The organism is Frateuria flava, from assembly GCF_017837635.1.
In the GTDB taxonomy this organism is placed as follows: domain Bacteria; phylum Pseudomonadota; class Gammaproteobacteria; order Xanthomonadales; family Rhodanobacteraceae; genus Frateuria_A; species Frateuria_A flava.
In genome coordinates, this window is sequence record NZ_JAGJRS010000015.1 from 45,344 (window position 1) to 68,321 (window position 22,978).

Annotated in this window: 22 protein-coding genes and 1 tRNA gene; 12 read left to right on the plus strand and 11 right to left on the minus strand. The window is 69.2% G+C overall.

Annotated elements, in window-relative coordinates:
• Both J7I44_RS07550 and J7I44_RS07555 read left to right on the plus strand, forming a co-directional pair.
• Nucleotides 1–903 carry a TPM domain-containing protein gene (locus J7I44_RS07550; protein ID WP_209618381.1) on the plus strand — a complete coding sequence of 301 codons (903 nt, stop codon included), beginning with the start codon at nucleotides 1–3 and terminating at the stop codon, nucleotides 901–903.
• Nucleotides 903–1,406, plus strand: coding sequence for a TPM domain-containing protein (locus tag J7I44_RS07555; RefSeq protein WP_209618384.1), 504 nt, complete (start codon nucleotides 903–905; stop codon nucleotides 1,404–1,406). Before J7I44_RS07550 ends, J7I44_RS07555 begins: the two co-directional genes overlap by 1 nt.
• Nucleotides 1,407–1,497: 91 nt before the next feature.
• On the opposite strand, the gene J7I44_RS07560 is transcribed toward J7I44_RS07555, so the two are convergent.
• Nucleotides 1,498–3,444, minus strand: coding sequence for an alpha/beta hydrolase family protein (locus J7I44_RS07560; protein ID WP_209618387.1), 1,947 nt, complete (start codon nucleotides 3,442–3,444; stop codon nucleotides 1,498–1,500).
• A gap of 185 nt (nucleotides 3,445–3,629) precedes the next feature.
• Between J7I44_RS07560 and lgt the strand changes: the two genes are divergently transcribed.
• Complete coding sequence (gene lgt / locus J7I44_RS07565) at nucleotides 3,630–4,508, plus strand: prolipoprotein diacylglyceryl transferase (protein ID WP_209618390.1); 879 nt, start codon at nucleotides 3,630–3,632, stop codon at nucleotides 4,506–4,508.
• 47 nt (nucleotides 4,509–4,555) lie between these two features.
• Here the strand turns inward: lgt and J7I44_RS07570 are convergent, their stop codons facing one another.
• Complete coding sequence (locus J7I44_RS07570) at nucleotides 4,556–5,563, minus strand: TIGR00266 family protein (RefSeq protein ID WP_209618393.1); 1,008 nt, start codon at nucleotides 5,561–5,563, stop codon at nucleotides 4,556–4,558.
• A gap of 159 nt (nucleotides 5,564–5,722) precedes the next feature.
• On the opposite strand from J7I44_RS07570, the gene thyA reads away from it, so the two are divergent.
• Nucleotides 5,723–6,619 (plus strand): thymidylate synthase, encoded by an 897-nt coding sequence (gene thyA, locus J7I44_RS07575; RefSeq protein WP_209618396.1) that lies wholly within the window; start codon nucleotides 5,723–5,725, stop codon nucleotides 6,617–6,619.
• Nucleotides 6,620–6,670: 51 nt separating this feature from the next.
• Here the strand turns inward: thyA and J7I44_RS07580 are convergent, their stop codons facing one another.
• From J7I44_RS07580 to J7I44_RS07600, 5 genes are all read right to left on the minus strand, one after another.
• Entirely contained in the window at nucleotides 6,671–6,922 is a 252-nt protein-coding gene (locus J7I44_RS07580) for a hypothetical protein (protein ID WP_209618399.1), read from the minus strand.
• 29 nt (nucleotides 6,923–6,951) lie between these two features.
• Entirely contained in the window at nucleotides 6,952–7,797 is an 846-nt protein-coding gene (locus J7I44_RS07585) for a DUF6671 family protein (protein ID WP_209618402.1), read from the minus strand.
• Nucleotides 7,798–7,884: 87 nt separating this feature from the next.
• Nucleotides 7,885–8,898, minus strand: a complete 1,014-nt coding sequence (locus tag J7I44_RS07590) for an L-threonylcarbamoyladenylate synthase (RefSeq protein WP_209618406.1) — start codon at nucleotides 8,896–8,898, stop codon at nucleotides 7,885–7,887.
• Nucleotides 8,895–11,396, minus strand: a complete 2,502-nt coding sequence (locus tag J7I44_RS07595; protein ID WP_209618410.1) for a YbcC family protein — start codon at nucleotides 11,394–11,396, stop codon at nucleotides 8,895–8,897. The genes J7I44_RS07590 and J7I44_RS07595 overlap by 4 nt, the downstream gene beginning before the upstream one ends.
• Before the next feature lie 9 nt (nucleotides 11,397–11,405).
• Entirely contained in the window at nucleotides 11,406–12,992 is a 1,587-nt protein-coding gene (locus J7I44_RS07600; protein ID WP_209618413.1) for a proton-conducting transporter transmembrane domain-containing protein, read from the minus strand.
• A 99-nt stretch (nucleotides 12,993–13,091) separates the two neighbouring features.
• Between J7I44_RS07600 and J7I44_RS07605 the strand changes: the two genes are divergently transcribed.
• Nucleotides 13,092–13,988: a LysR family transcriptional regulator gene (locus tag J7I44_RS07605; protein ID WP_209618416.1), complete on the plus strand. Its 897-nt coding sequence runs from the start codon at nucleotides 13,092–13,094 to the stop codon at nucleotides 13,986–13,988.
• A gap of 151 nt (nucleotides 13,989–14,139) precedes the next feature.
• Here J7I44_RS07605 and J7I44_RS07610 read toward each other — a convergent pair whose 3' ends face one another.
• The 3 genes from J7I44_RS07610 to J7I44_RS07620 are packed head-to-tail and all read right to left on the minus strand — an operon-like array spanning nucleotide 14,140 to nucleotide 16,137.
• On the minus strand, nucleotides 14,140–14,706 hold the full coding sequence (locus J7I44_RS07610; RefSeq protein ID WP_209618419.1) for a GNAT family N-acetyltransferase: 567 nt from the start codon (nucleotides 14,704–14,706) through the stop codon (nucleotides 14,140–14,142).
• Between the two features lie 5 nt (nucleotides 14,707–14,711).
• Nucleotides 14,712–15,200 carry a GNAT family N-acetyltransferase gene (locus J7I44_RS07615; RefSeq protein ID WP_209618421.1) on the minus strand — a complete coding sequence of 163 codons (489 nt, stop codon included), beginning with the start codon at nucleotides 15,198–15,200 and terminating at the stop codon, nucleotides 14,712–14,714.
• 34 nt (nucleotides 15,201–15,234) lie between these two features.
• Nucleotides 15,235–16,137, minus strand: a complete 903-nt coding sequence (locus J7I44_RS07620; RefSeq protein WP_209618424.1) for a hydroxymethylglutaryl-CoA lyase — start codon at nucleotides 16,135–16,137, stop codon at nucleotides 15,235–15,237.
• 234 nt (nucleotides 16,138–16,371) lie between these two features.
• Between J7I44_RS07620 and rpmI the strand changes: the two genes are divergently transcribed.
• From rpmI to J7I44_RS07655, 7 genes are all read left to right on the plus strand, one after another.
• Nucleotides 16,372–16,569, plus strand: coding sequence for a 50S ribosomal protein L35 (rpmI, locus tag J7I44_RS07625; protein ID WP_026635107.1), 198 nt, complete (start codon nucleotides 16,372–16,374; stop codon nucleotides 16,567–16,569).
• Nucleotides 16,570–16,584: 15 nt separating this feature from the next.
• Entirely contained in the window at nucleotides 16,585–16,944 is a 360-nt protein-coding gene (gene rplT / locus J7I44_RS07630; protein WP_209618427.1) for a 50S ribosomal protein L20, read from the plus strand.
• Nucleotides 16,945–17,207: 263 nt separating this feature from the next.
• Nucleotides 17,208–18,203, plus strand: a complete 996-nt coding sequence (gene pheS, locus J7I44_RS07635) for a phenylalanine--tRNA ligase subunit alpha (RefSeq protein WP_209618431.1) — start codon at nucleotides 17,208–17,210, stop codon at nucleotides 18,201–18,203.
• 97 nt (nucleotides 18,204–18,300) lie between these two features.
• On the plus strand, nucleotides 18,301–20,679 hold the full coding sequence (gene pheT, locus J7I44_RS07640; protein ID WP_209618435.1) for a phenylalanine--tRNA ligase subunit beta: 2,379 nt from the start codon (nucleotides 18,301–18,303) through the stop codon (nucleotides 20,677–20,679).
• A 1-nt stretch (nucleotide 20,680) separates the two neighbouring features.
• Entirely contained in the window at nucleotides 20,681–20,980 is a 300-nt protein-coding gene (ihfA, locus tag J7I44_RS07645; RefSeq protein WP_091333672.1) for an integration host factor subunit alpha, read from the plus strand.
• On the plus strand, nucleotides 20,961–21,317 hold the full coding sequence (locus tag J7I44_RS07650) for a MerR family transcriptional regulator (RefSeq protein ID WP_209618439.1): 357 nt from the start codon (nucleotides 20,961–20,963) through the stop codon (nucleotides 21,315–21,317). The genes ihfA and J7I44_RS07650 overlap by 20 nt, the downstream gene beginning before the upstream one ends.
• 67 nt (nucleotides 21,318–21,384) lie before the next feature.
• Nucleotides 21,385–21,461, plus strand: a tRNA-Pro gene (locus J7I44_RS07655).
• A 267-nt stretch (nucleotides 21,462–21,728) separates the two neighbouring features.
• Here J7I44_RS07655 and serA read toward each other — a convergent pair.
• Nucleotides 21,729–22,961, minus strand: a complete 1,233-nt coding sequence (gene serA / locus J7I44_RS07660; RefSeq protein WP_209618442.1) for a phosphoglycerate dehydrogenase — start codon at nucleotides 22,959–22,961, stop codon at nucleotides 21,729–21,731.
• Nucleotides 22,962–22,978 lie beyond the last annotated feature (17 nt).

Genomic DNA, 22,978 nt, shown 5'->3' on the forward strand with positions numbered 1-22,978 from the left:
ATGGCCCCTCGCGCGCCGCGGCTGGCGTGGCTGCTGCTCGGCCTGCTGCTCTTCGTGGCGGGCTGGGCGGCGCAGGCTGCCGAGGTCCCGACGCTCAAGCGGCACGTTACCGACCTGACCGGCACGCTGAGCGCGCAGCAGGTCGACCAGCTCGACGGCCAGCTGGTTGCGCTGGAGAAAAGCAAGGGCGCGCAGCTGGTGGTGCTGATGATCGACAGCACCGGCGAGCAGGACATCGAGAGCTACTCGCTGGCCGTGGCCGAGCAGAACAAGGTCGGCCGCAAGGGCACCGACGATGGCGTATTGCTGCTGGTGGCCAAGGGCGACCGGCGGGTGCGCATCGAGGTCGGCTACGGACTGGAGGGTGCGATTCCCGACGCCGCGACCGCGCGCATCATCCGCGAATACATCGCGCCGAAGTTCCGCGAGGGCGATTACTACGGCGGCATCCATGACGCGGTGGGCGCGCTTACGCAGCTGATCGACGGCGAGCCGCTGCCGCCGCCCGTGCAGGGCGCGCCGCGCGAACATCGCGGGATCGGCTTCCAGCAGGCGCTGTTCATCGGCATTTTCATCGCCTTCTTCCTGCGCAATCTGTTCGGTCGCGCCAACCTGTTCGTGCGCACGCCGCTGGGCGCGGGCATCACCGGCGGCATCCTCTGGCTGGTCGCCGCCAGCCTGGGCTCGGCGGTGCTGGGCGCGATCATCGGCGGCGTGTTCATGCTGCTGCCAGGCGGTGGTGGGCGCTCGATCGGGCGCGGGGGCTGGGGCGGCTGGGGTGGTTTCGGCGGTGGTGGTTTCGGTGGTGGCGGCTTCGGGGGCGGCGGCGGTTTCGGCGGAGGCGGCGGCTTCAGTGGCGGCGGCGGCAGCTTCGGCGGCGGCGGTTCTTCGGGGAGCTGGTGATGACACCCGTACAGCGATTGCTCGCCAACCTGTTCGGCGGCTGGTTCCAGCTGCGGCAGCGCTTTCCCGCGATGCTGCTGGACGACCTGGCCGACGCGGTCACCGTGGGCGAGCGTGGTCATCTCGGCGAAGTGCGTTTTGCGGTGGAGTCGCGGCTGGCCGTGCGGGCGGTGCTGGCCGGCGTGGATGCGCGCACGCGCGCGCAGGAAGTCTTCGCTCAGCTGCGCGTGTGGGATACCGAGGAGAACTGCGGCGTGCTGATCTACCTGCTGCTGTCGGAGCAGCGGATCGAGATCGTCGCCGATCGCGGTATCGCGCGCCGCGTGGCGCAAGCGCAATGGGACGACGTGTGTGCGCTCATGCGCGACCATTTCGCCGCCGGTCGCTGGCGCGAAGGCAGCCTGGAAGGCCTGGCCGCCATTAACGCGCTGCTGCGCGAGCACTTCCCTGCGGACGATCGCCACAACCCGGATGAGCTGCCCGATCGTCCGGTGCTGCTGTAGCAGGCCCGCACGGAAGCCGTAGGGTGGGCTTCAGCCCACCACCCGCGCACAAGGCGGTTGGGCTGAAGACGCCCTACGGGGATCCGGAGGCTCAGGCTCCCTTGCCGATGTGCTTCTCCAGGAACGCCTGCAACGCGTTGTAGAAATCAACGCGGTTCTGCTCGTCGTAGAAGCCGTGGCCTTCGCCGGGCTTGCTCATCCATTCGTAGGGCTTGTGGGCCGCATCGAGCGCCGCGCGCATGGCCTTGGCCTGGGCGAACGGGGCGCGCTTGTCGTCCTCGCCATGGATCAGCAATACGGGAACATTGATCTTGTCGGCAAGCTTGTCGGGCGAGTTGGCGTCGAGCTCGGCGTCGTTGCGGCCGATCACGGTGGTGAGGTAGCTGCGGCCGCTCTCGCTCTGTCGGATGTCGCCCTTCTTGTACATCATCTTCAGGTCGTAGATGCCGGCATAGCCGACCGCGCACTTGAACATGCCCGGCGCGCGGATGACCGTCATCATCGCCGAGTAGCCGCCGAAGCTGCCGCCGTACACGCATACGCGCGCCGGGTCGGCATAGTGCCGGGCAACCGCCCATTTGACGCCGTCGATCAGGTCCTGCTGGATGCGCGTGCCCCACTTGAGGTAACCGGCTTCCTGGAAATCCTCGCCCCGCCCGCCCGATCCGCGGTAGTTGACCTGCAGCACCAGGTAGCCGCGGCTGGCCAGGAACTGCGCGTCGCCGTCGTAGAACCAGTCGTCGCGCACGCCGATCGGGCCACCGTGCGGCAGCAGCACCATCGGCAGGTTGGTCCCGGGACGGCCCGGCGGCAGGGTGAGGATGGCTTCCAGCTCCGTGCCGTCGCTGGCCTTGAAGCGCAGCGGGCGGCGTTCGGCCATCCTGGTCGGGTCGATCCACGGCGCCACATCGAACAGCTTGAGCACCTTGTAGCTATGCGTATCGATCAGGAAATAGGAGCCTGGCGTGCGATCGCTGCTCACGCTGAACAGCAGTTGCCCGCCGTCCTCGCTGTAGTCGACGAAATGCACGTACTGGCCCGGGAATTTCATCGCCAGCGCGCGGTGCAGCTTGGCGGCCGGCAGGTTGGGATCGATGTAGCGCAACTGCGGCAGGCCCGTGTCGGGGATGGTCGCGAACGGCTGGCGCGGCAGCGGTGTCCATTCGATGCCGCCGATGTCGCCGAAGTCCGCGGCGGCCAGCACCTTGCGGTTGCCACCGTTTTCGTCCTGCTCGACCAGCGAGGCCGGGCCGCCACCGGCGTCGTACATGGCATACACGCGCTGGTGGTCGGGGGTGAAATAGATCGGAGCGAAGGTGCCGCCGATCTGCGCGGCCGTCAGCGATTGCCAGCGGTCGTTCTGGTGAAGGTAGACGACATAGTTGAAGTGTTCGTTGCGGCCGTAGGCGTAATGCGCCTGACCATCGGCGCCGACCATGAAACTCATGTCGCCCTCGCCGATGTCGCCGATCAGGTGGCGGGTATTGGCGCCGGCGTCGACGTCATAGAGATAGCTGTGGTCCGGGTTGTCCCAGGGCATGGCAGCCATGTAGAAGTGGCCGTTGGCCGAATCGGGCGTGCCGTCGACCGTGCCCCAGCCGCGGTCGGTGCCGCGCGTGGCGGCACGCGAGCTGTACTTGGTTTCCCGGCCGTACAGGTAGTCCTGGTGCTTGCCGTCCACGTCGGTGGCGATGATCTCGCCGGTGAGGAACGGTTTGTCGATCGAGCCGTATTCCTTGCCCTTCTCGACCACCAGCCGCGTCGGGCTTACCCAGGTGATGCCGGCCGGCAGCTCGTACTTGGGCATGCGCAGCATGCTGGCGGGCCGGGACATGTCGCCGACGCGGTAGACAATCAGCGCGTGCGAACTGCCGTCGTCCCAACGCACGGCCAGGTACTTGCCATCGGGCGACAGCCGCGGCATCGACAGCGACGGGTGGCGCGCGAAATCCTGCACCGGCAGCAGGTCGGCGGCCGCGACGATCGCGGACGCCCCCAACAGGGCGGCGCACAGCGCAGCCCGCGTGAATCGGTTCATCATCCCTTCCCCCTTAAGCTCCCTGTGGCGGGCGCGGCCACCGGGAGCACGGTGGTCGGCCTGGCGGCGCCCCCGCGCCGCGTGTGTTCGCCGCGATTCTAGTGAGAGTGGTTCGCGGGGGGAAAGGGCCTGCGCTGGTCGGTCGGGCCCGGCTACACTGGATCTTTAGCTCGCACTCTTTCGCCATGACCCAGCCGTTCACCGTCCACTTCGATCCGGTCGCCTTCCACATCGGGCCCGTGCAGGTGCACTGGTACGGCCTGATGTACCTGCTGGGTTTCCTTGGGGCGGGCCTGCTGGGCGAGCGCCGGCGCAAACAGGGCCGGCTGCCGGTGAGTCGCGATGCGCTGAGCGACCTGGCGTTCTACGCCATGCTGGGCATCATCGTTGGCGGGCGCGTGTGGTACATGCTGTTCTACTACGCTGGCGGCCCGCAGTGGATCTGGACCGATCCGCTGGCGCTGTTCAAGGTCTGGGACGGCGGCATGAGTTTCCACGGCGGCCTGATCGGCGTGCTGGTGGCCGCCTGGTGGTGGTCGCGGCGGCATCGGCTGCACTTCTTCGACACCATGGATTTCGTCGCGCCACTGGTGCCGCTGGGCCTGGGCCTGGGGCGGCTGGGCAACTTCATCAACGGCGAGCTGTGGGGCAAGCCCAGCGACGCGTCGTGGGCGATGATCTTCCCGAACGCAAAGATGGAAGACGTGCAGCTGGCGCACGACCAGCCGGCGCTGGCGCAGCAGTTGGCACAGTTGGGTGGTATCCCCCGACACCCCTCGCAGCTTTACGAAATGGCGCTCGAAGGCCTGGTGATGTTCGCCGTGTTGTGGCTGGTGTCGATGAAGCCGCGCCCGCGTTACCTGGTGTCGGGCCTGTTTGCGCTGATGTACGGCTGCTTCCGCTTTGCCATCGAGTTCGTGCGCGTGCCCGATCCGCAGCTTGGATACCTGGCCTGGGGCTGGCTCACGATGGGACAGGTGCAGTCGCTGCCGCTGATCGTGATCGGGGTGGTGCTGGTGGCGATGTCACGCCGGGCGCCCACGCTGGTGCCCGCGGTGCACTGAGGCAGAGACTGCGGGAGCGCACCCTGTGCGCTCCCACAGGCGCGTGGCTAGAAGTTGTTGTCGCCGCCGATCAGGTCGCCCAGGCCGCCGAGGATCGAACCTTCGCCACGACGCGTTCCGCCGCCCTGCGGCGCAGCCGCCAGCATGCGGCCGGCCATGCGCGAGAATGGCAGCGACTGCAGCCACACCTTGCCCGGACCGGTGAGCGTGGCCAGGAACACGCCCTCGCCGCCGAACAGCATGCTCTTGATGCCGCCGACCGGACGCACGTCCATGCTGACCGTGTCGTGGAAGGCGACGACGCAGCCGGTATCGACGTCCAGCCGCTCGCCCGGCTTGAGTTCCCGCTCGACCACGGTGCCGCCGGCGTGCACGAACACCCAGCCGTCGCCCTCGAGCTTCTGCATGATGAAGCCCTCGCCGCCGAACAGGCCGGTGAGGATCTTGCGCTGGAAGTAGATGCCCAACTGCACGCCGCGCGCGCCAGCCAGGAACGAATCCTTCTGGCAGATCAGCCGGCCGCCATGCTCGGAGAGCTTCATCGCCATCACGGTGCCCGGGTAGGGCGCGGCGAAGGCGACCTTGGCCTTGCCGTTGCCGGTATGGGTGAAGACGGTGGTGAACAGGCTCTCGCCGGTGATCACGCGCTTGCCCGCCGACATCAGCTTGCCCATCAGGCCGCTGCCTTGGACGGAGCTGGAGCCGTCACCGAAGACGGTGTCCATCTGTACCGCCGATTCCTTGTACATCAGCGAACCGGCCTCGGCGATGGCGCTCTCACCGGGATCGAGCTCGACCTCGACGAACTGCATGTCGCTGCCGACGATGCGGTAGTCGACCTCGTCAGAGGCGCCATAGCGGCCGGCAGGCACCGGTGGCGGGGCGACCGCCATGTCGGTCGCCGGCTGGAATACGCTGTGGATCGGCCGCCACTCGCCGAAGCCTTCCTTCCAGCAGTAGCCGTCGGGACGGCTGCGCGCCTGCGCACGGGCGCCCTCGTCGTCCAGCGGACCGATGCGTTCGTTGTTGCCGTAGCTGAAATACCACTGCGTCATGTTGGCCGTCCCTTGGGGTGCAAGGGCACGAGTCTAGGCCGGCGGAAGGCTGCTGGGGGAGTGACGGATGTCACCACGGTGGTGGCGGGCCGCGTGGGCGGCCTGCCGCTAGAATCGCGTTTGGCCAGCACACACCCCTCGACGTCAGAAGGCATCAGCATGCGGCATCCGGAGTACCAGTACCTCGATCTGCTCGAGCAGGTTCTCGACCGGGGCGACCAGCGGCTCGACCGCACCGGCGTGGGCACCCGCTCGGTGTTCGGCGCGCTGGTGCGCTTCGACCTGTCCGACGGCACGGTGCCGGTGCTGACCACCAAACGGGTGTACTGGAAGCTGGCGGTCAAGGAGATGCTGTGGTTCCTGACCGGCGGCACCAACATCCAGCCGCTGCTGCGCGAAAACGTCAGGATCTGGACCGACTGGCCGCTGGCCGCCTATCGCCGCGCCACCGGCGAGGACATCTCGCAGGAGGCGTTCGAACGGCGGATCGTCGAGGACGACGCCTTTGCCGCCCGCTGGGGCGAGCTGGGCCCGGTGTATGGCAAACAGTGGCGGCGCTGGCTTGGCGTCGATGGGGCCGAGCACGATCAGATCGCCGCGCTGGTGAAGACGCTGCGGGAGAATCCGGCCAGCCGGCGCATGCTGTTCCACGCCTGGAACGTCGGCGAGCTGGCGGGCATGGCGCTGCCGCCGTGCCACATGGTCTACCAGTACCACGTGACCTCCGATGGACGGCTGAACTGCCTGCTGTACCAGCGCTCGGCCGACCTGCTGCTGGGCGCGCCGTTCAATTTCGTCGGCGCCGCCGCGCTGCAGCTGATGCTCGCGCAACAGGCCGGGCTGCGACCCGGGGAGCTGGTCTGGGTCGGTGGCGACGTCCACCTGTACCTCAACCACGTCGAGCAGGCCCGCGAGCAACTCGCCCGCGAACCGCGCCCCTTCCCCCGCATGACCCTGGCGCGGCATGCCCGAAGCATCGACGACTACCGCATCGAGGACTTCGTGCTGGAAGACTACGCCCCGCACCCGCCGATCAAGGCGGACGTGGCGGTCTAGCCGCTCGCGGATGGCCTCGAGGCACCAGCCGACGATTCGTTGGGCCGATGCTCAGACCGTGGAGCAGGGCGACTCGCGCGCGGGCGGCGCAGGCGCCAGCAGGCCGTCGACCAGCGCGCCTGCGCGCTCGCGCAGCAGCAGGCCGAGCAGCTCCAGGTCGTTGAGCAACTGCACCGGCTCATGAGCGCGTGCCGAGCGCAGGCAGGCTTTCAGCCATTCGCTCGTGCCCGGCTGGGCCAACAGCCAATCGATGCGCTTGTCGGCTTGGGCAAGGCGTTCCTGCGGGGTCAAACGTCCAGACATGCGTTGGGCTCCTCGCACCCGTGGGTGCCTCAGGGGTTGCACAGATCGCAGCGCGCGGGGTCCGCGCTGGGCGGAGTGACCGCCCGCTCGATCCGGTAAGCGCACCCGGCGCAGGTGACCACCTCGGTCACGGTCATCGCGGTCGGCGAGCCGCATGCTGCGCAGGGCAGCCCCGGCACGCGCTCGCTCACGACAAAGCCGGGGCGTGCGCAGCGCGGGCAACATGAGCGATAGCGACGCAGCAGGTCGACGGTGGCGCGGCGAATGGCGCGCATGCGGGTGGGGTTGCGGTGCGCGCGCATGTCCGCTTCCACATGGGCGGCGCCACAGCGCGCGATGGCCTCGGCCACCGCGGCTTGCAGCTCCAGGACCGTGGCGATGTTCTTGCGCAGCAGTCGCGCAGGCGCCGGCTGGCCATCGGTGCTACCCATCACGATGAGGCCGTGGGAGGGGAAGCCGATGCGCGCGGCGAAGGCTTCCGCGGCCTCCATCGACTGGACCTGCGCGTGGGCGAAGTTGGTGCGCGGGGTGAGGTGGTAACCGGTCAGCTCCAGCCCGTCGCGTCGATCCACCAGCATCACCAGCTCGCCGTCGACCGGCAGGAACGGCACCTGCGGGTGCGGCCCGAAGCTGCCTTCGCTGGCCAGCCCGAACCGCGCCTGCGGCATGCGCTCGAACGCCGCGGCGATCTTGGCGCGAGCCGCGTACTCGGGTGTGCCGATGCGCGGGATCTCGCGGCTGAAGGTGCCGAAGCGGTCGGTGTCCAGCCCGGCGGGAACCTGCACCGCCAGGCCGAGCATGCGCTGCAGCAGCGGCGCGATCGCCCGCTCCTTACCGTGCATGGTGGCGAGTACCGCCGGGACCGGATCAGCCATCGGCGCCGGCGCCCTGGGCGCCCCGTTGGGCATCGCCGCCGACCGACGGGTAACGCGCGGAGGCGGAACCGCATGCGGCCCGGATCGTCATGGCAGCCGGTCGCCCAGGCCGGCGGCCCGCCACAGGCGGTCGCGCAGGGCGTGGCCGAGCCCCTGGTCGGGCGGGGGCGCCGCGATCAGCACGTCCAGGCGCAGCCGGTCCGCCTCGCGCAGCCGCGCGTACAGTTGCCGCGCCTGCTCATCGGGGGCGCCACCGAGCGCCAGCCAGTGCACCTGCGCCGGCCACGCCGGCTCGCGTACCGCCGACAGCACGCCGACGCGGGCCTGCCGCGCCAGCCAGCGGTGGACCTCCGCGCCGACCTGGTCCTGCGGCAGCAGCACCACGGTCGCCCGGGGCGCGTAATGGACGTTCATGCGGCCAGGCGCACGGGGCGTCGGGCCGGCGACCGGAACGAGCGCCTGGCCGGTGACCTGTCGCAGTTCCGCTTCGCCGATCAGGCCCGGCCGCAGGATGCGTACGCCGCCGGTCGAGACGTCCACGATGGTCGACTCGATGCCGACCTGGCACGGTCCGCCGTCGAGCAGCACGGCGACCGCATCGCCCAGCTCGTCCCGCACGTCGCGCGCGGTGGTCGGGCTGATCTTCTTGTGCCGGTTGGCCGAGGGTGCCGCGATGCCGCCATCGAAGGCCTCGAGCACCGCCAGCGCCAGCGGATGGGCCGGCACCCGCAGCGCGACCGTATCCAGCCCGCCGGTCACCGCATCCAGCACGCCGGGCGCGCGCGGCAGCACCAGCGTGAGCGGGCCGGGCCAGAACGCCTCGGCCAGCCGCCACGCGACGTCCGGCACGCGGGCGGCCCACTGCGGCAACTGGTCGGCGCGGTGCAGGTGCACGATCAGTGGATGGTCGGCCGGGCGATCCTTGGCGGCGAAGATCCGCGCCACCGCCGCGGGATTGCCGGCGTCGGCGCCAAGCCCGTAGACGGTCTCGGTGGGCAGGCCGATCAGCAGGCCCCGGCGCAGCGCCGCCACCGCCGCGTCGACGGTGGCCGGGGGCGCGCCGGATGCAGGGCCCGCAGCGTCGGACGACGCCGTACTCATGCCGCCGTTTCCCACTGCAGGTTGCCACGGTAGCGCTGCAGCGATCCGGGGCCCTCGTCCATGGCGAACAGGTGGATCCAGCCATGGTCGACCAGGTGGCGCACCGGCTCGTGCCGGGCAAGGATCGTGTTGATCGCATCGAGCGGCGCGTCGATCACCACCGACAGGCGCAACGGTTCGTGCTGCAGGCGCTCGCCATCGTGCAGCGACTGCCACGGCAGGCCGCCGCGCAGGTCGCCGCCGTTGCCCTCGATCACGCCGAGCCGGCCGACCACGTTGTGCAGAACCTTGTTGCCGCAGCCGAACACGCGGTTGTCGACCACCGAACCGTAGTACTGCAGGTTGATCCAGGCGCCGACCACCATCGGTGCGGTCATGATCGACTCCAGCACGGCGAAACCGTCGTCCTGGCGCCAGTCGTAGGAGTTGAGGAAGGCGCGTCCGCCCAGGTCCAGTCCGCGGGTGCGGCTGCGCGGGGCGATCACGTAGGCCGCGCAGCCGGCCAGTCCCAGTTCTGGCCGCACCTGGCTCCAGTCGGTGCTGCGGGCTGCCAGTGCGGCCGCCGCGGCAGGGGTCTGCGGCAGGCCCAGCGCGGCGGTGCGCTCCAGCCGGGTCCGCGCGCCGGCCGCGGCAAGCCATGCATCCAGTTGGCGCAGTTCGGCGGCATGGCTGGCGGGCACCTGCTCCGCGTCGAACACGGTCACCTGATCGGTGGTGGTGTCGTGCAGCGCGCCGACGAACCAGGTGTCGGACGGGATGGCGATGCCGCGCCCGGCCAGCGCCTCGCGCACTTGCGGATCGTTCAGCACTGCCGCGGCGATACGGGCGTTGGCCTGGCCCGGGTGACCGCCACAGGCCCCACAATTCAGGCCACTGGCGTGCGGGTTGTTGGTCGAGCTGGCGCCGTGGCCGACGAACAGCACCAGCCGGGTGAAGTCCTGGCGCAGCGACATCGCGCGCAACGCGCCCTCGGCCAGCCGGATCCGCGTTGGCAGGTCGATGCCGCTGGCGTGGCCGTCGATCGATTGCGGCGTGAGGTCCGGCGCCAGGCGCGCAAGCACGTCCGCTGCCAGTCCGCGGGTGCCCGGTTGTGGCTCGGGCCGGCCGAAGCCGAACGCGTGCGCGGCCAGCTTGCCGGCGTAGAGCCAGCCCATCGATTCGACGTAGCTGAAGGACGACACCGCGGCGAGCTTGAACCAGCGCCAGGCGGAGCCGATCCGCAGCCGCACGCGGCGCAACGAGGCGATCGTGCGTGCCTGCGCCGGGCTTGCGCCGCGCACGCTCTGCTGCACGGTGACCGCCGGTGCGATCAGCACGGGGCACTGGGCGCCGCCGCGGCTGCGACCCAGCGGCACGTATTCGATCGGCATGCCGAAGAAGCCGGCGACACCGAAGGTCTCCACCTCGTCCGCGACGCTTTCCAGCGCGCGGCGGAATACCTCCGAGCGCACATCGATGCAGAACGCGGCCTGCACTGCACGCCGGCTCGCCGGACGGGCCGCCGGCACGCCGGCCAGGCGCACGCCGAACTGTCGCTGCCAGCCGATCTCGTAGGCCTCCTGCAGCAGCGCATCAATCGCCAGATCCGCCGGGTCGGCGGGCGCGGCACCGTAGTGTTCGCGTGCCTGCGCCCAGGCCTCCGCCACCGCCGGCCGGGCGGCGAAGACCTCCAGGATGGCGACCTCCCAGGCCAGCCGCACGGCCAGCAGCTCGAGCAATGTGGTGTCGCCACGCTGCTGCAGAGCGCTCTGCCAGCCCAGGTAGCGCGCATAGCCGGCCCAACCGCCCACGCTCATCAGCAGCCGGTGGAAGTAGTTGGCCAGGTCTGCTCCGTCGAGCTGCAGGCGGGCAGCGCCGGCCTGGATCATCGCCTCGGCGCTCGCCGGCAGCGTGCCGACGATGCGGCGGAAGCCCGCCAACCCCATGATCCCCGGTGTGCGGTCGACCATCGCCTCCTGCCGCCATGATGCGTACGGGCCCAGGTGTCGCGAAGGCGAGGGCCACAGCGCCTGGCCCTGGTCGAAGTAGCCGGCCGCCCAGGTCGCGATGCGCTCGCAGGCGAATGCCGTCCAGTCTCGGCCGGTCACCTGGCTGGCCGCGTCGACGGCGGTTGCCCACGGTGCGAGCTCCGGCGAGGTCGCCTCGCGTAGTGCGCGATGCAGCGATGGCACGTCGCGCGGGACTGCGCTGCTGCGCGGTGCGCGCCGCAGCGCGAGCGCCAGATCCGGCTCGCTGATCCGCCCCTGGGCGATCGCCTCGCGATAGAACGCGCGCGGCATGGTCATGCGGGCACCGGCCGTCCCGGCCATCAGTGCGGCCGCCTCGGTAAAGCGCCGGTCGGTCAGGCCGAGAAACGGGTTGACCGCCACGAAGTTCGCCAGTGGCCACAGCGGCGCGATGCGCTGGCAAGCCTGCGTGGCGGCATCAAGCACGGCGCGGGGTGCGTGCCCGGAGGCCGGCGCGTCCGTGTCGTCGAGTTGCAGTGCAATGGCATTCATCGGGCGGCCTCAGGCGGCAGGGGTGGGGTGACGGGCGGGCGCGCGGCGGCGCAGCGCACCGACCAGCCGGTTGGCCCAGGCGTTGACGTACAGCCCGTTGGCCAGGTGCACGCGGGCGATGCGCCAGGCCGGTCGCTGCATCCAGCGCGGCGCCAGTGCCTGCAGCAGGCTCACCAGCGCAAACGAGGCGACCGCCAGCCCCATCACCCAGCGGCCGGTCCGATCCGGCGCGGGGATCGGCGGCAGGGTGGCTGCGGTCAGGCCCACGGCCGCGCGCTCCAGGGCGAAATAGGCAACCGTGGTGAAGCCCGCCAGCAGCAGCGTGCGCAGCACCAGCCGTGCGTCCGTGGCGCCCTGCCAGGCGGGCGCCAGCAGCAGGCTGGTGCCCATCACCAGGATCGCCCCCAGGCTCAGCACCGCCGGCTGCGGATGGGCGAACACCCCGAACAGCCATCCGGTGCCGACGTAGATCGCCAGCGCCAGCACCAGGCTGATCACCGCCGAGCGCAGCCGCGGCCGATGCGGCATCGGCACGGCGCTGGTCTCGATCACGCTGCCGGAGGACAGGAACGCGTGCGCCTTGTACAGCGAGTGGGCGAGCAGGTGCAGCAACGCGATGGCGAAGGCACCCAGCCCGCACTGCAGCGTCATGAAGCCCATCTGCGCCACGGTCGACCACGCCAGCGCGCCCTTGACCGTGGTCTGGGTCAGCATCACCACGCCGCCGAACAAGGCGGTGAAGCCACCGACCAGCGCGATGAAGTGCAGCGAGGGCATCGACAGCAGCATGACGTCGGCGAAGCGGATCATCAGGAAGCCGCCGGCGTTGATGATCCCGGCGTGCAGCAGCGCCGAGACCGGCGTGGGCGTGTCCATCACTTCAGGCAGCCAGCCGTGCGCCGGGAACTGCGCCGACTTCATCAGTGCCGCCAGGCCGAGCAGCGCCACCAGCCAGGTCGTCGCCGCCCCCGTCGCCGCCGCCGGCAGGGCGTGCGCGCGGCCCAGGATGGTGGCGATGTCCGTGCTGCCGAAAAGGTGCACCAGCAACACCGCGGCGCTGACCAGGCACACATCGCCCAGTCGGGCGGCGATGAACTTCTTGCGAGCGGCGATGCGCGCGGCGGGACGGTCGCGGTAGAACAACAGCATGCCGTGCAAGGACAGGCTGGTGGCGCTCCACGCCACCACCAGCTGGGCCAGGTTGCCGGCCAGCACCAGCAGCATCACGGCCGCCAGCGTGCGGCACAGGCCGCGGAGGAATTCGGCCTGGCGCGGGTCGCCATCGAGGTAGTTGCGGCTGTATTGCACGACGATCACGCCGACGAAGGCGACCAGCAGGAACATGGAGCAGCTGATCGCGTCCAGGCGTACCGACAGGCCGATGCCGGCGACGCCCAGCAGCGGGCTGGTCGTGGCGCCCTGCACCGCGGTGCCGACCGCCGCCAGCACTGCCCACAGCAAGCCCGACCCGCTCGCCAGCCGGCTGGCGGCCAGCGCCTGCGTGACCGGCCGGCCACCGTTACGCACGGGTAGCCGCCATGCGAGCAGCAGGCCCGCAGGAGCGAGCAGCGCCAGGGTCGCAAGGAAGGGGGGCATCGAGTTCTCCGCGGCTGTCAAAACGGCGCGAAGGCTACGCCACGCGGATCATTCTATAAAATATAATTAAACGAATTTATCGATATACAGAGTAGAACGATGGCGCCATTGAACTACAACCACCTGCGCTACTTCTGGGAAGTCGCCCGCGAGGGCAACCTCACCCGTACCGCCGAAAAGCTGCTGGTCTCGCAGTCGGCCCTGTCGATCCAGATCCGCAAGCTGGAGACGCAGCTGGGCCACGACCTGTTCGAGCGCAGCGGCAGGCAGTTGCTGCTGACCGAGGCCGGGCAGATCGCCTTCGACCATGCCGAAGCGATCTTCGCCGGCGGCGCCGAGCTGCTGGCCACGCTCAGGCATCGCCCGGACGAGCATCGATCGATCCTGCGCGTCGGCGCCCTGGCGACCCTCTCGCGCAACTTCCAGATCGGCTTCCTGCGCCCGCTGCTGGCGCGGGCGGACGTGGAGGTGATCGTGCGCTCGGGGACCACCGCGTTCCTGCTGCAGGGCCTGGAGGCGCACCGGCTGGACGTGGTCCTGGTCAACGTCGCGCCTCCGCGCGACGCGGCCACCTCGTGGGTGGCGCACGAGATCGCCGAGCAGCCGGTCAGCCTGATCGGTACGCCCGCGCGCATCGGCAAGGGCGACACGCTTGCCGGCCTGCTTGCCAGTCAGCCGCTGGTGCTGCCGACGATGGAGAGCAGCGTGCGGGTCGGCTTCGAGGCGCTGGTCGATCGGCTCGGGGTGCAGGTGCGGGTGGCCGCCGAAGTGGACGACATGGCGATGATGCGACTGCTGGCGCGCGAGGACATCGGCCTGGCGGTGGTCCCGCCGATCGTGGTCAAGGACGAGCTGGCCAGTGGCCGGCTGGTCGAGGCCCGGCAACTGCCCCAGCTGAGCGAGACCTTCTTCGCCGTGACCATGAAGCGGCGCTTTCCCAATCCGCTGCTGCGCGAGCTGATCGGCCCGCGCACTGCGTTCGAGTTGACCGAGTAGACAGGGGCTACGGGGGCAGCTCCGTGCCACCTTTGTAGGAGCGCCCTTGGGCGCGACCGGGTGGCCGGTGGCCGCGCCCAGGGGCGCTCCTACAGGAAGCATGGATCAGAGGGCGGCGGAGCAGGAACCGGGCGGGCGCCTTGCGGGGCGCTCAGGTATCAGTCCACGGGGCGAGCTGCCCGGATCGGTGCAGCTGCGCAAAGGGCACCACCGGGGCCGGTGGCACAGCCGGTGCCTGCAGGGTCTTCTGCCAGACGCCGACGTCCCACCAGCGGCCGAGCTTGTAGCCGCTCTGCCGCCACACCCCGGCGGGCTCGAAACCCATTGCCTCGTGCAGACGCACGCTCGGTTCGCCGGGCAGGGTGATCACTCCGACCGCCTGGTTGATGCCCTGCAGGCGCATCACCTCCAGCAGCACGCCGTACAGGCGCCGGGCCAGCCCCGCACGCTGGGCGTCGGCGCGCACGTAGATCGAGGTCTCGGCGATCCAGTCGTAGGCGGCGCGCTCGCGGAAGCGGCTGGCATAGGCGTAGGCGAGGATCTCGCCCTCGTGCTCCCAGACCAGCCACGGGTAGTGGTCCAGCCGCGCGGCAATGCGTTCGGCCATCGCCGGCACGCCGGGCAGGGCAGTTTCGAAAGTGGCCACGCCGTGGGTCACCGACGGTGCATAGATGGCGTGGATTGCCGCAGCGTCCTCGGCCCGGGCGACGCGGATCATCGACTTCAGAGCTCGCGCAGGTAGAAGCGGTCGCAGCCGTGGTGGCCGGTGCCGCCCATCGCCTGGCAGATCGGCGCGAAGCCGCTGCGCCGGTAGAGCGCCTGTGCCGCATCCATGCCGGTCAGGGTTTCGAGGTAGCAACGGCGGTAGCCCAGTGCGCGTGCCGCGTCGAGACAGCGCTCCATCATGGCCGTGCCGGCGCCGATGCCGCGCGCCTGCGGCAGGAAGTACATCTTGCGCAGTTCGCAAACGTCCGGCTCGCCGCCGTCCAGCGGCGCCACGCCGGCGCCGCCGATCACCACGCCCTCGCGCTCCACCACGAAGTAGGCCCGGCCTGGCTGCGCGTAGGCTTCGGCCATGTGGTCGACTTCCATATCGTGGATCGCAAAGCCGGGGCCGTCGGCGCCGAATTCGGGCATCACCTTGCGGATGATGGCGGCCACGGTGGCGTCGTCGCGCGGTTCGATGGGGCGGATCAGAAAGTTGGCGGTCATCGGACGGGGATCTTGCATGGCAGGAAAACAGGGTTCAGGCCGCCGTGCGCGCACGGGTGACGCGGCTGGCAGTGTCCTTGTGCAGTTGCGCGGCGAGCCAGGCGCCGGTGGCGATCAGCAGATCCAGGTCGATGCCGGTCTCAAGGCCCATGCCCTGGAGCATGTAGACCACGTCCTCGCTCGCCACGTTGCCGGTGGCGCCCTTGGCGTAGGGACAGCCGCCCGTGCCGGAGACGGCGCTGTCGACCACCCTCACGCCTTCCTCCAGGCAGGCCAGGATGTTTGCCAGCGCCTGCCCGTAGGTGTCGTGGAAGTGCACCGCCAGCGCCGGCATCGGTACCGACTGGGCCACCGCGCGCAGCATCGTGCGCGCCTTGGCCGGCGTGCCGACGCCAATGGTGTCGCCCAGCGAGATCTCGTAGCAGCCCAGCGCGTGCAGCCGTTCGGCCACGCGAACCACGTCGGCCACGGCCACCTCGCCCTGGTACGGGCAGCCGAGCACGGTGGAGACGTAGCCACGCACCGCCACGCCGTCGGCGCGGGCGCGCTCGATCACCGGGACGAAGCGCTCGATCGACTCGTCGATCGATGCATTGACGTTCTTGCGGTTGAACGCCTCGCTGGCCGCGGTGAACACGGCGATTTCCTGCACGCCGACGGCCCGCGCCCGCTCGTAGCCCTGCAGGTTGGGCACCAGCACCGGATAGCGCACGCCGGGCACCTTGCGGATGCCGGTGAACACCTCCGCCGCGTCGGCCAGTTGCGGCACCCATTTGGGACTGACGAAGCTGGTCGCCTCGATGGTGGTCAGGCCGGTGGACGACAGGCGATCGATCAGGGCGATCTTCACCTGCGCCGGCAACAGCGTTTTTTCGTTCTGCAGGCCATCGCGGGCGCCGACTTCGACGATGCGGACGGTATCGGGTGGGGTCGACATGACGGCTCCGGGGGAGGCGGAACCGCCACTTTAGCCGGTCCCGACCGGCGCTGGCCCCGGCGTACACAAGGTATCCGGCAGGCTGGCTTTGCTCCGGACTCCTCCGTATAATCGCCGGTTCGACCCACATGGACGGGTCGTGAACCGATGTCGGCAGGACGGAAAGCGTGGCTCATCGGGCCACCGCCGAATCAGTCAGAAACCGGGCAATCAAGCCCACCCAGGAGCATTCCCATGCCCAAGATCAAGACCAACCGGGCGGCCGCGAAGCGTTTTCGCAAGACCGCCTCGGGCAAGTTCAAGGCCGGTCACGCCTTCAAGTCGCACATCCTGACCAAGAAGTCGACCAAGCGTAAGCGCAACCTGCGCGCCACCAATCACGTCAAGGCGTGCGACACCAAGGGTGTGGCTCGCATGTTGCCGTACGTCTAAGGGAAGGAGAACACCATGGCTCGTGTAAAGCGTGGCGTTACCGCCCGTCGTCGTCACAAGAAGATCATCGGCCGCGCGAAGGGCTACTACAACGCCCGTCGCAAGGTCTTCCGCGTCGCGAACCAGGCCGTCATCAAGGCCGGCCAGTACGCCTACATCGGTCGCAAGCAGCGCAAGCGCCAGTTCCGCGCGCTGTGGATCGTGCGTATCAACGCCGCGGCCCGTCAGTTCGGCCTGTCGTACAGCCGCCTGATCAACGGCCTGAACAAGGCCGGCATCACGATCGACCGCAAGGTGCTGGCGGACATCGCCGTGCACGACATCAAGGCGTTTGGCGCCATCGCGGAAAAGGCGAAGGCCAGCCTGGCCGCTTGATCGTCGTCACCGACGGTATGCTGTAAATCAAGCGGGGAGAAGGCCAACGCCTTCTCCCCGTTTTTATTTCAATAACGTTGCTCCTCTGCGTTTGCCTCCTCTCCCCTCGGGGGAGAGGATTGAGGTGAGGGGCCAAGGCTTGCCTTGGGTTCCACCAAAGCCGCTCCGATCGCGGCAGCAACGCAAGAGCGCCCCTCACCCCGACCCTCTCCCCGGAGGGGAGAGGGAGCTGAAAAGCAAAAGCCAAAGCGGAACTCGCACCGATGGATGATCTCGAAAGCCGCGCAACCCAGGCCCTGGCCGATATAGAAGCCGCCGCCTCACTCGACGCGCTCGAAACCCTGCGTGTGGGCCTGCTCGGCAAGAGCGGCATCGTCACCGCCGCGCTGAAGTCGCTCGGCGCCCTCGCCCCGGACGAGCGCAAGGCGCGCGGCGCCGAGGTCAACCGCGTCAAGGAACGCCTGGCCGACGCGCTGTCGATGCGCAAGCAGTCGCTGGAACAGGCCGAGCTCGATCGCCGCCTGGCCTCCGAGAAGCTCGACATCACGCTGCCGGGCCGCGACGGCGAGCGGGGCGGCATCCACCCGATCACCCGTGCGCTGGAGCGCATCGCCGCGATCTTCGCGCGGCTGGGCTACCAGCGCGCAGAGGGCCCGGAGATCGAGGACGACTGGCACAACTTCGAGGCGCTGAACTTCCCGCCGCACCATCCGGCGCGCGCCATGCATGACACCTTCTACTTCGGCGACGGGCGTCTGCTGCGCACGCATACCTCGCCGGTGCAGATTCGCTCGATGGCAGGCCGGCAGCCGCCGATCCGGATCATCGCGCCGGGCAAGGTCTACCGCAGCGACTCGGACCAGACCCACTCGCCGATGTTCCACCAGATCGAAGGCCTGCTGGTCGACGAAACCTCCAGCTTCGCCGACCTGAAGGGCACGCTGGCCGAGTTCGTGCGCGCATTCTTCGAGCGCGACTTCGAGATGCGCTTCCGCCCCAGCTACTTCCCCTTCACCGAGCCTTCGGCCGAGGTGGACATCCGCTGGGAAACGGAAGACGGCCAGAGCCGCTGGCTGGAAGTGCTCGGCTGCGGCATGGTCCACCCCAACGTGCTCAAGAACTGCGGCATCGACCCGGAGCGCTACACCGGCTTCGCCTTCGGCCTTGGCGTCGAGCGCTTCGCCATGCTGCGCTACGGTGTCTCGGACCTGCGCGCGTTCTTCGAGAACGACCTGCGTTTCCTCAAGCAGTTTGCATGAACGGGATTCGGGAGACGGGATTCGGGATTCGCAAGAGCCCCGGTTCCCGCCTTCCACGAATCCCCAATCCCGAATTTCGAATCCCGGACGTCAACCCATGAAATTCTCCGAGAACTGGCTGCGCGAGCTGGTCGAGATCCAGGCCGACCGCGCCGAGCTGGCCCATGCGCTGACCATGGCCGGGCTGGAAGTGGAAGAACTGACCGTGCTGGGCGAGGGTCTGGATGGCGTGGTGGTCGGCGAGATCGTCGCTGCCCAGAAGCATCCTGAAGCTGACCGCCTGCAGGTCTGCAAGGTCGCGACCGGCCAGGGCGAGCCACTGCAGATCGTCTGCGGCGCGCCCAATGCCCGCGTCGGCCTGAAGGCTCCGCTGGCGATGATCGGCGCCGTGCTTCCGGGCGGCATCACGATCAAGGCGGCCAAACTGCGCGGCGTGGAATCGGCCGGCATGCTGTGCTCGGCCAAGGAGCTGGGCGTCGATGCCGATGCTTCGGGCCTGATGGAGCTTCCGCCGGATGCGCCGGTCGGCCAGCCGTTGGCCACGTTCCTCGCCCTGCCTGATGCCAGCATCGAGCTCAAGCTCACCCCCAACCGCCCCGACTGCCTGGGTCTGGTCGGGCTGGCACACGATGTCGCCGCGCTGTTCGGCAGTCGCGTGCTGGTGCCGGTGCAGGATCCGGCGCCAGTCACCTCCGACGCGCACCGCGGCATTCGCCTGGAAGCGGGCAAGGACGCGCCGCGCTACCTGGGCCGTGTCATCGAGGGTATCGATGCCGCAGCGCGCTCGCCGCTGTGGCTGGCCGAGCGCCTGCGCCGTGCCGGCCTGCGCCCGATCAGCGCCGTGGTCGACGTCACCAACTATGTGATGCTGGAGCTGGGCCAGCCGCTGCACGCCTTCGACAACGACACGCTGGAAGGCGACATCGTGGTCCGCCACGCGCGCGCCGGTGAAACCTTGAAGCTGCTCGACGGCTCCGAGGCGAAGCTCGACGAGGGCTTTGTGCTGATCGCGGATGACCGCAAGGCACTGGCCGTCGCCGGCGTGATGGGTGGCCACGATTCGCGCGTCACCGACGCGACCGTCAACATCTTGCTGGAGTCCGCGCACTTTGCGCCGGCGGCGATCATGGGGCGCGCGCGCAAGCTCGGCCTGCACACCGATGCGTCGCACCGCTTCGAGCGCGGCGTCGATCCGGAGCTGCCGCGCCGTGCGCTGGAACGGGCGACCGAATTGCTGCTCGCGATCGCCGGCGGCCAGGCCGGCCCGGTGCGGGTCGCCGAGAATCCGGCGGATCTGCCGCGACCGGCCACGGCAACCCTGCGCCGCGCCCGCCTGGCGCGCGTGCTGGGCTTGACCGTGCCGGACGAGGAGGTCACGCGGATCTTCACCGCGTTGGGCATGACGGTGCACGCGACCGCCGAGGGCTGGCAGGTGACCGCGCCGACCAGCCGGTTCGACATCGAGCGCGAAGAGGACCTGATCGAGGAAGTCGCGCGCGTCTTCGGCTACGACCGTATCCCCACGCACACGCCTGCCGGCGCGCTCACGCTCGCCCCCGAGCCCGAGGCGCGCATCGGCGAACTTCCGCTGCGCGAACAGCTCGCCGCGCGCGATTACTACGAGGCGGTCAACCTTTCCTTCGTCAGCGCCGAGCTGCTTGCGCGCTGGGGCTACACGGACAACCTGGTGCCGCTGGCCAACCCGCTGTCGGCAGATCTCGCTGTCATGCGGCCCTCGCTGCTGCCGGGCCTGGTCGAGGCGCTGCGGCACAACCGCGCGCGCCAGCAGGAGCGGGTGCGGCTGTTCGAAGTGGCCCGTGTTTTCGCCGCCGGCGATCCGCCGGTGGAAACCCCGAGCCTGGCGATTGCCGCGTGCGGTAGCGCGCGGGCCGAACAGTGGGCCGAGCCGGCGCGTCCGTATGACTTCTTCGACCTCAAGGGCGAGCTGGACGCACTGCTTGCCTGGGGCGGTCAGCGTGAGCGGTGGTCGCTGCACGCCGACAACCTGCCGTCCTGGCTGCACCCGGGTCGCGGCGCGCGAGTCGCGCGCGACGGTGAGACGGTGGGCTATCTGGGCGCCCTGCATCCGCAACTGGCCAAGGCGCTGGATCTCGGGCCGGACGTGCACGTCCTGGAGGTGGCCCTGCCGCCGCTGCTGGACCGCCACCTGCCGCGGGCCCGGCCGGTCCCGCGCTTCCCCTCGGTACGCCGCGACATCGCGGTCGAGCTGCCCGAAGAGGTGCGCTGGTCACAGATCGAGCAGGCGGTCCGCGGCACGCTGGGCGGCGTGCTCAAGGAGCTCAGGCTGTTCGACCGTTACAGCGGCAAGGGTGTCGACATAGGCCGAAAGAGTCTCGCTATGGGCTTGATTTTGCAGGACGCTTCACGCACGCTTACCGACGACGACGCGGACCGCTGCGTGCGTGATGCGGTGGCTGCGTTGGAGTCGACATGCAAGGCAAAGTTGCGAGGCTGAGATGGCGCTGACCAAGGCGGAGATGGCCGAGCGCCTGTTCCTCGAGGTGGGCCTCAACAAGCGTGAGGCGAAGGAATTCGTGGACGCCTACTTCGAGGTCGTCCGCGAAGCGTTGGAAAGGGGCGAGCAGGTGAAGCTGTCGGGTTTCGGCAACTTCGACCTGCGTCAGAAGAACCAGCGACCGGGCCGCAACCCCAAGACGGGCGAGGAGATTCCGATCTCCGCCCGCCGCGTGGTGACGTTCCGTCCGGGGCAGAAACTCAAGGTGCGAGTCGAGAGCTATGCTGGACCAAGGGAATAACACCGAACTGCCCGCCATCCCGGCCAAGCGCTACTTCACCATTGGTGAGGTCAGCGAGCTGTGCGGGGTCAAGCCGCACGTGCTGCGCTACTGGGAGCAGGAATTTCCCGCGCTCAACCCGGTCAAGCGCCGCGGCAACCGCCGTTACTACCAGCGGCACGACGTGCTGATGATCCGCCAGATCCGCGGCCTGCTGTACGACGAAGGCTTCACCATCACCGGCGCCCGTGCCAGGCTGGAAGGTCCGCAGGCGCGCATGGAGTCGAGCATGTCCCACCAGATCGTGCGCCAGGTGCGCATGGAACTGGAAGAAATCCTGACCCTGCTGCGTCGCTGAAACACCCGCTCATCTGTTATAGTTCGCCGTCTGTTCACTGCGAACGCGGCGAACACACGAGTCACGTCGGGGCGTAGCGCAGCCTGGTAGCGCATCTGCCTGGGGGGCAGAGGGTCGTCGGTTCGAATCCGGCCGCCCCGACCAATTTGAGTCATTGAAAACGGCGCCCTCGGCGCCGTTTTTGTTTCGCGCTTCTGGATCGGCCGCATGGACGCCGTTCGCGCCGAGCGTAGGAGCGCAGCGCCGAGGTCGAAGCGCCACCCTGGTCCTCCCGGCCAAGTCCCTCTGCCTCCCCGGAGAGGAGGCCGACAGGCGGGTCTGGGCGGCACCTGCGGTCAGGCGCTACCGAACCCTCCCGCCAACTTCTCTCCCGAGGGGAGGGGCTCACGCCGGAGCGCGGGCCCGAGCACCTCAATACAGCACGCGGGTCTTCAACGTCCCCGGGATCGCTGCCATCCGCTCCTTCAGCGCCTGCGCTTGCGCCGCGTCCGTCGCGACGTCGATGACGACGTAGCCGACTTCCGAATCGGTCTGCAGGAACTGCGCATCGATGTTGATGTTGCCGGCGGAGAACAACTCGTTGATGCGCGACAGCGTGCCCGGCACGTTGCGGTGGATGTGCAGCAGGCGGCGGCTGCGCGGATGCTCCGGCAACGACACTTCCGGGAAGTTCACCGCCGACAGCGTGGACCCGTTGTCGCTGTAGCGCACCAGCTTGCTCGCCACCTCGATGCCGATGTTGTCCTGCGCCTCGAGCGTGCTGCCGCCGATGTGCGGGGTCAGGATCACGTTGTCCATGCCCACCAGCGGCGACACGAAGGCGTCGTCGTTACCCTTGGGTTCGGACGGAAAGACGTCCACCGCCGCACCGGCCAGGTGACCCTTGAACAGGGCCGCGGCCAACGCGTCGATGTCCACCACGCTGCCGCGCGAGGCGTTGACCAGCAGCGATCCTTCGCGCATCCGCGCGAGTTGTCCGGCGCCGATCATCATCCGCGTCGCCGGCGTATCGGGCACGTGCAGCGTGACCACGTCGGCCGCCTCCAGCAGCTCGTCCAGGCTTGCCGCGGCACGCGCATTGCCCAGCGCGAGTTTGGCCTCGATGTCGTGGAACAGCACGCGCATGCCCATGCTCTCGGCCAGCACGCCTACCTGCGTGCCGATGTGGCCGTAGCCCACGATGCCGAGCACCTTGCCGCGCGCCTCGTAACTGCCGGTGGCCGATTTCGACCAGCCACCCCGATGGCACTGCATGTTCTTCTGCGGAATGCCGCGCAGCAGCATGATCGCCTCGGCGACGACCAGCTCGGCCACGCTACGGGTATTGGAGTAGGGCGCGTTGAATACCGGCACGCCGAGCTTTCGCGCTACGCCCAGGTCGACCTGGTTGGTACCGATGCAGAAGCAGCCCACTGCGATCAGGCGCCGAGCATGTTCCAGCAGTTCGGGCGTGAGCTGGGTCCGTGAGCGGATGCCCACGATATGCGCCTCGGCCAGGCGCGCCTTGAGCTCGCTCTCCGGCAACGCCTTGGGATGAACTTCGACCTGCGTGTAACCGGCATGGCGGAAGGCTTCCTCGGCGCTGCGGCTGACGCCTTCGAGCAGCAGCACGTGGATGTCCTGCCTGGGGAACGAGGTCTTCATCTGCGCAAGTCCATGCC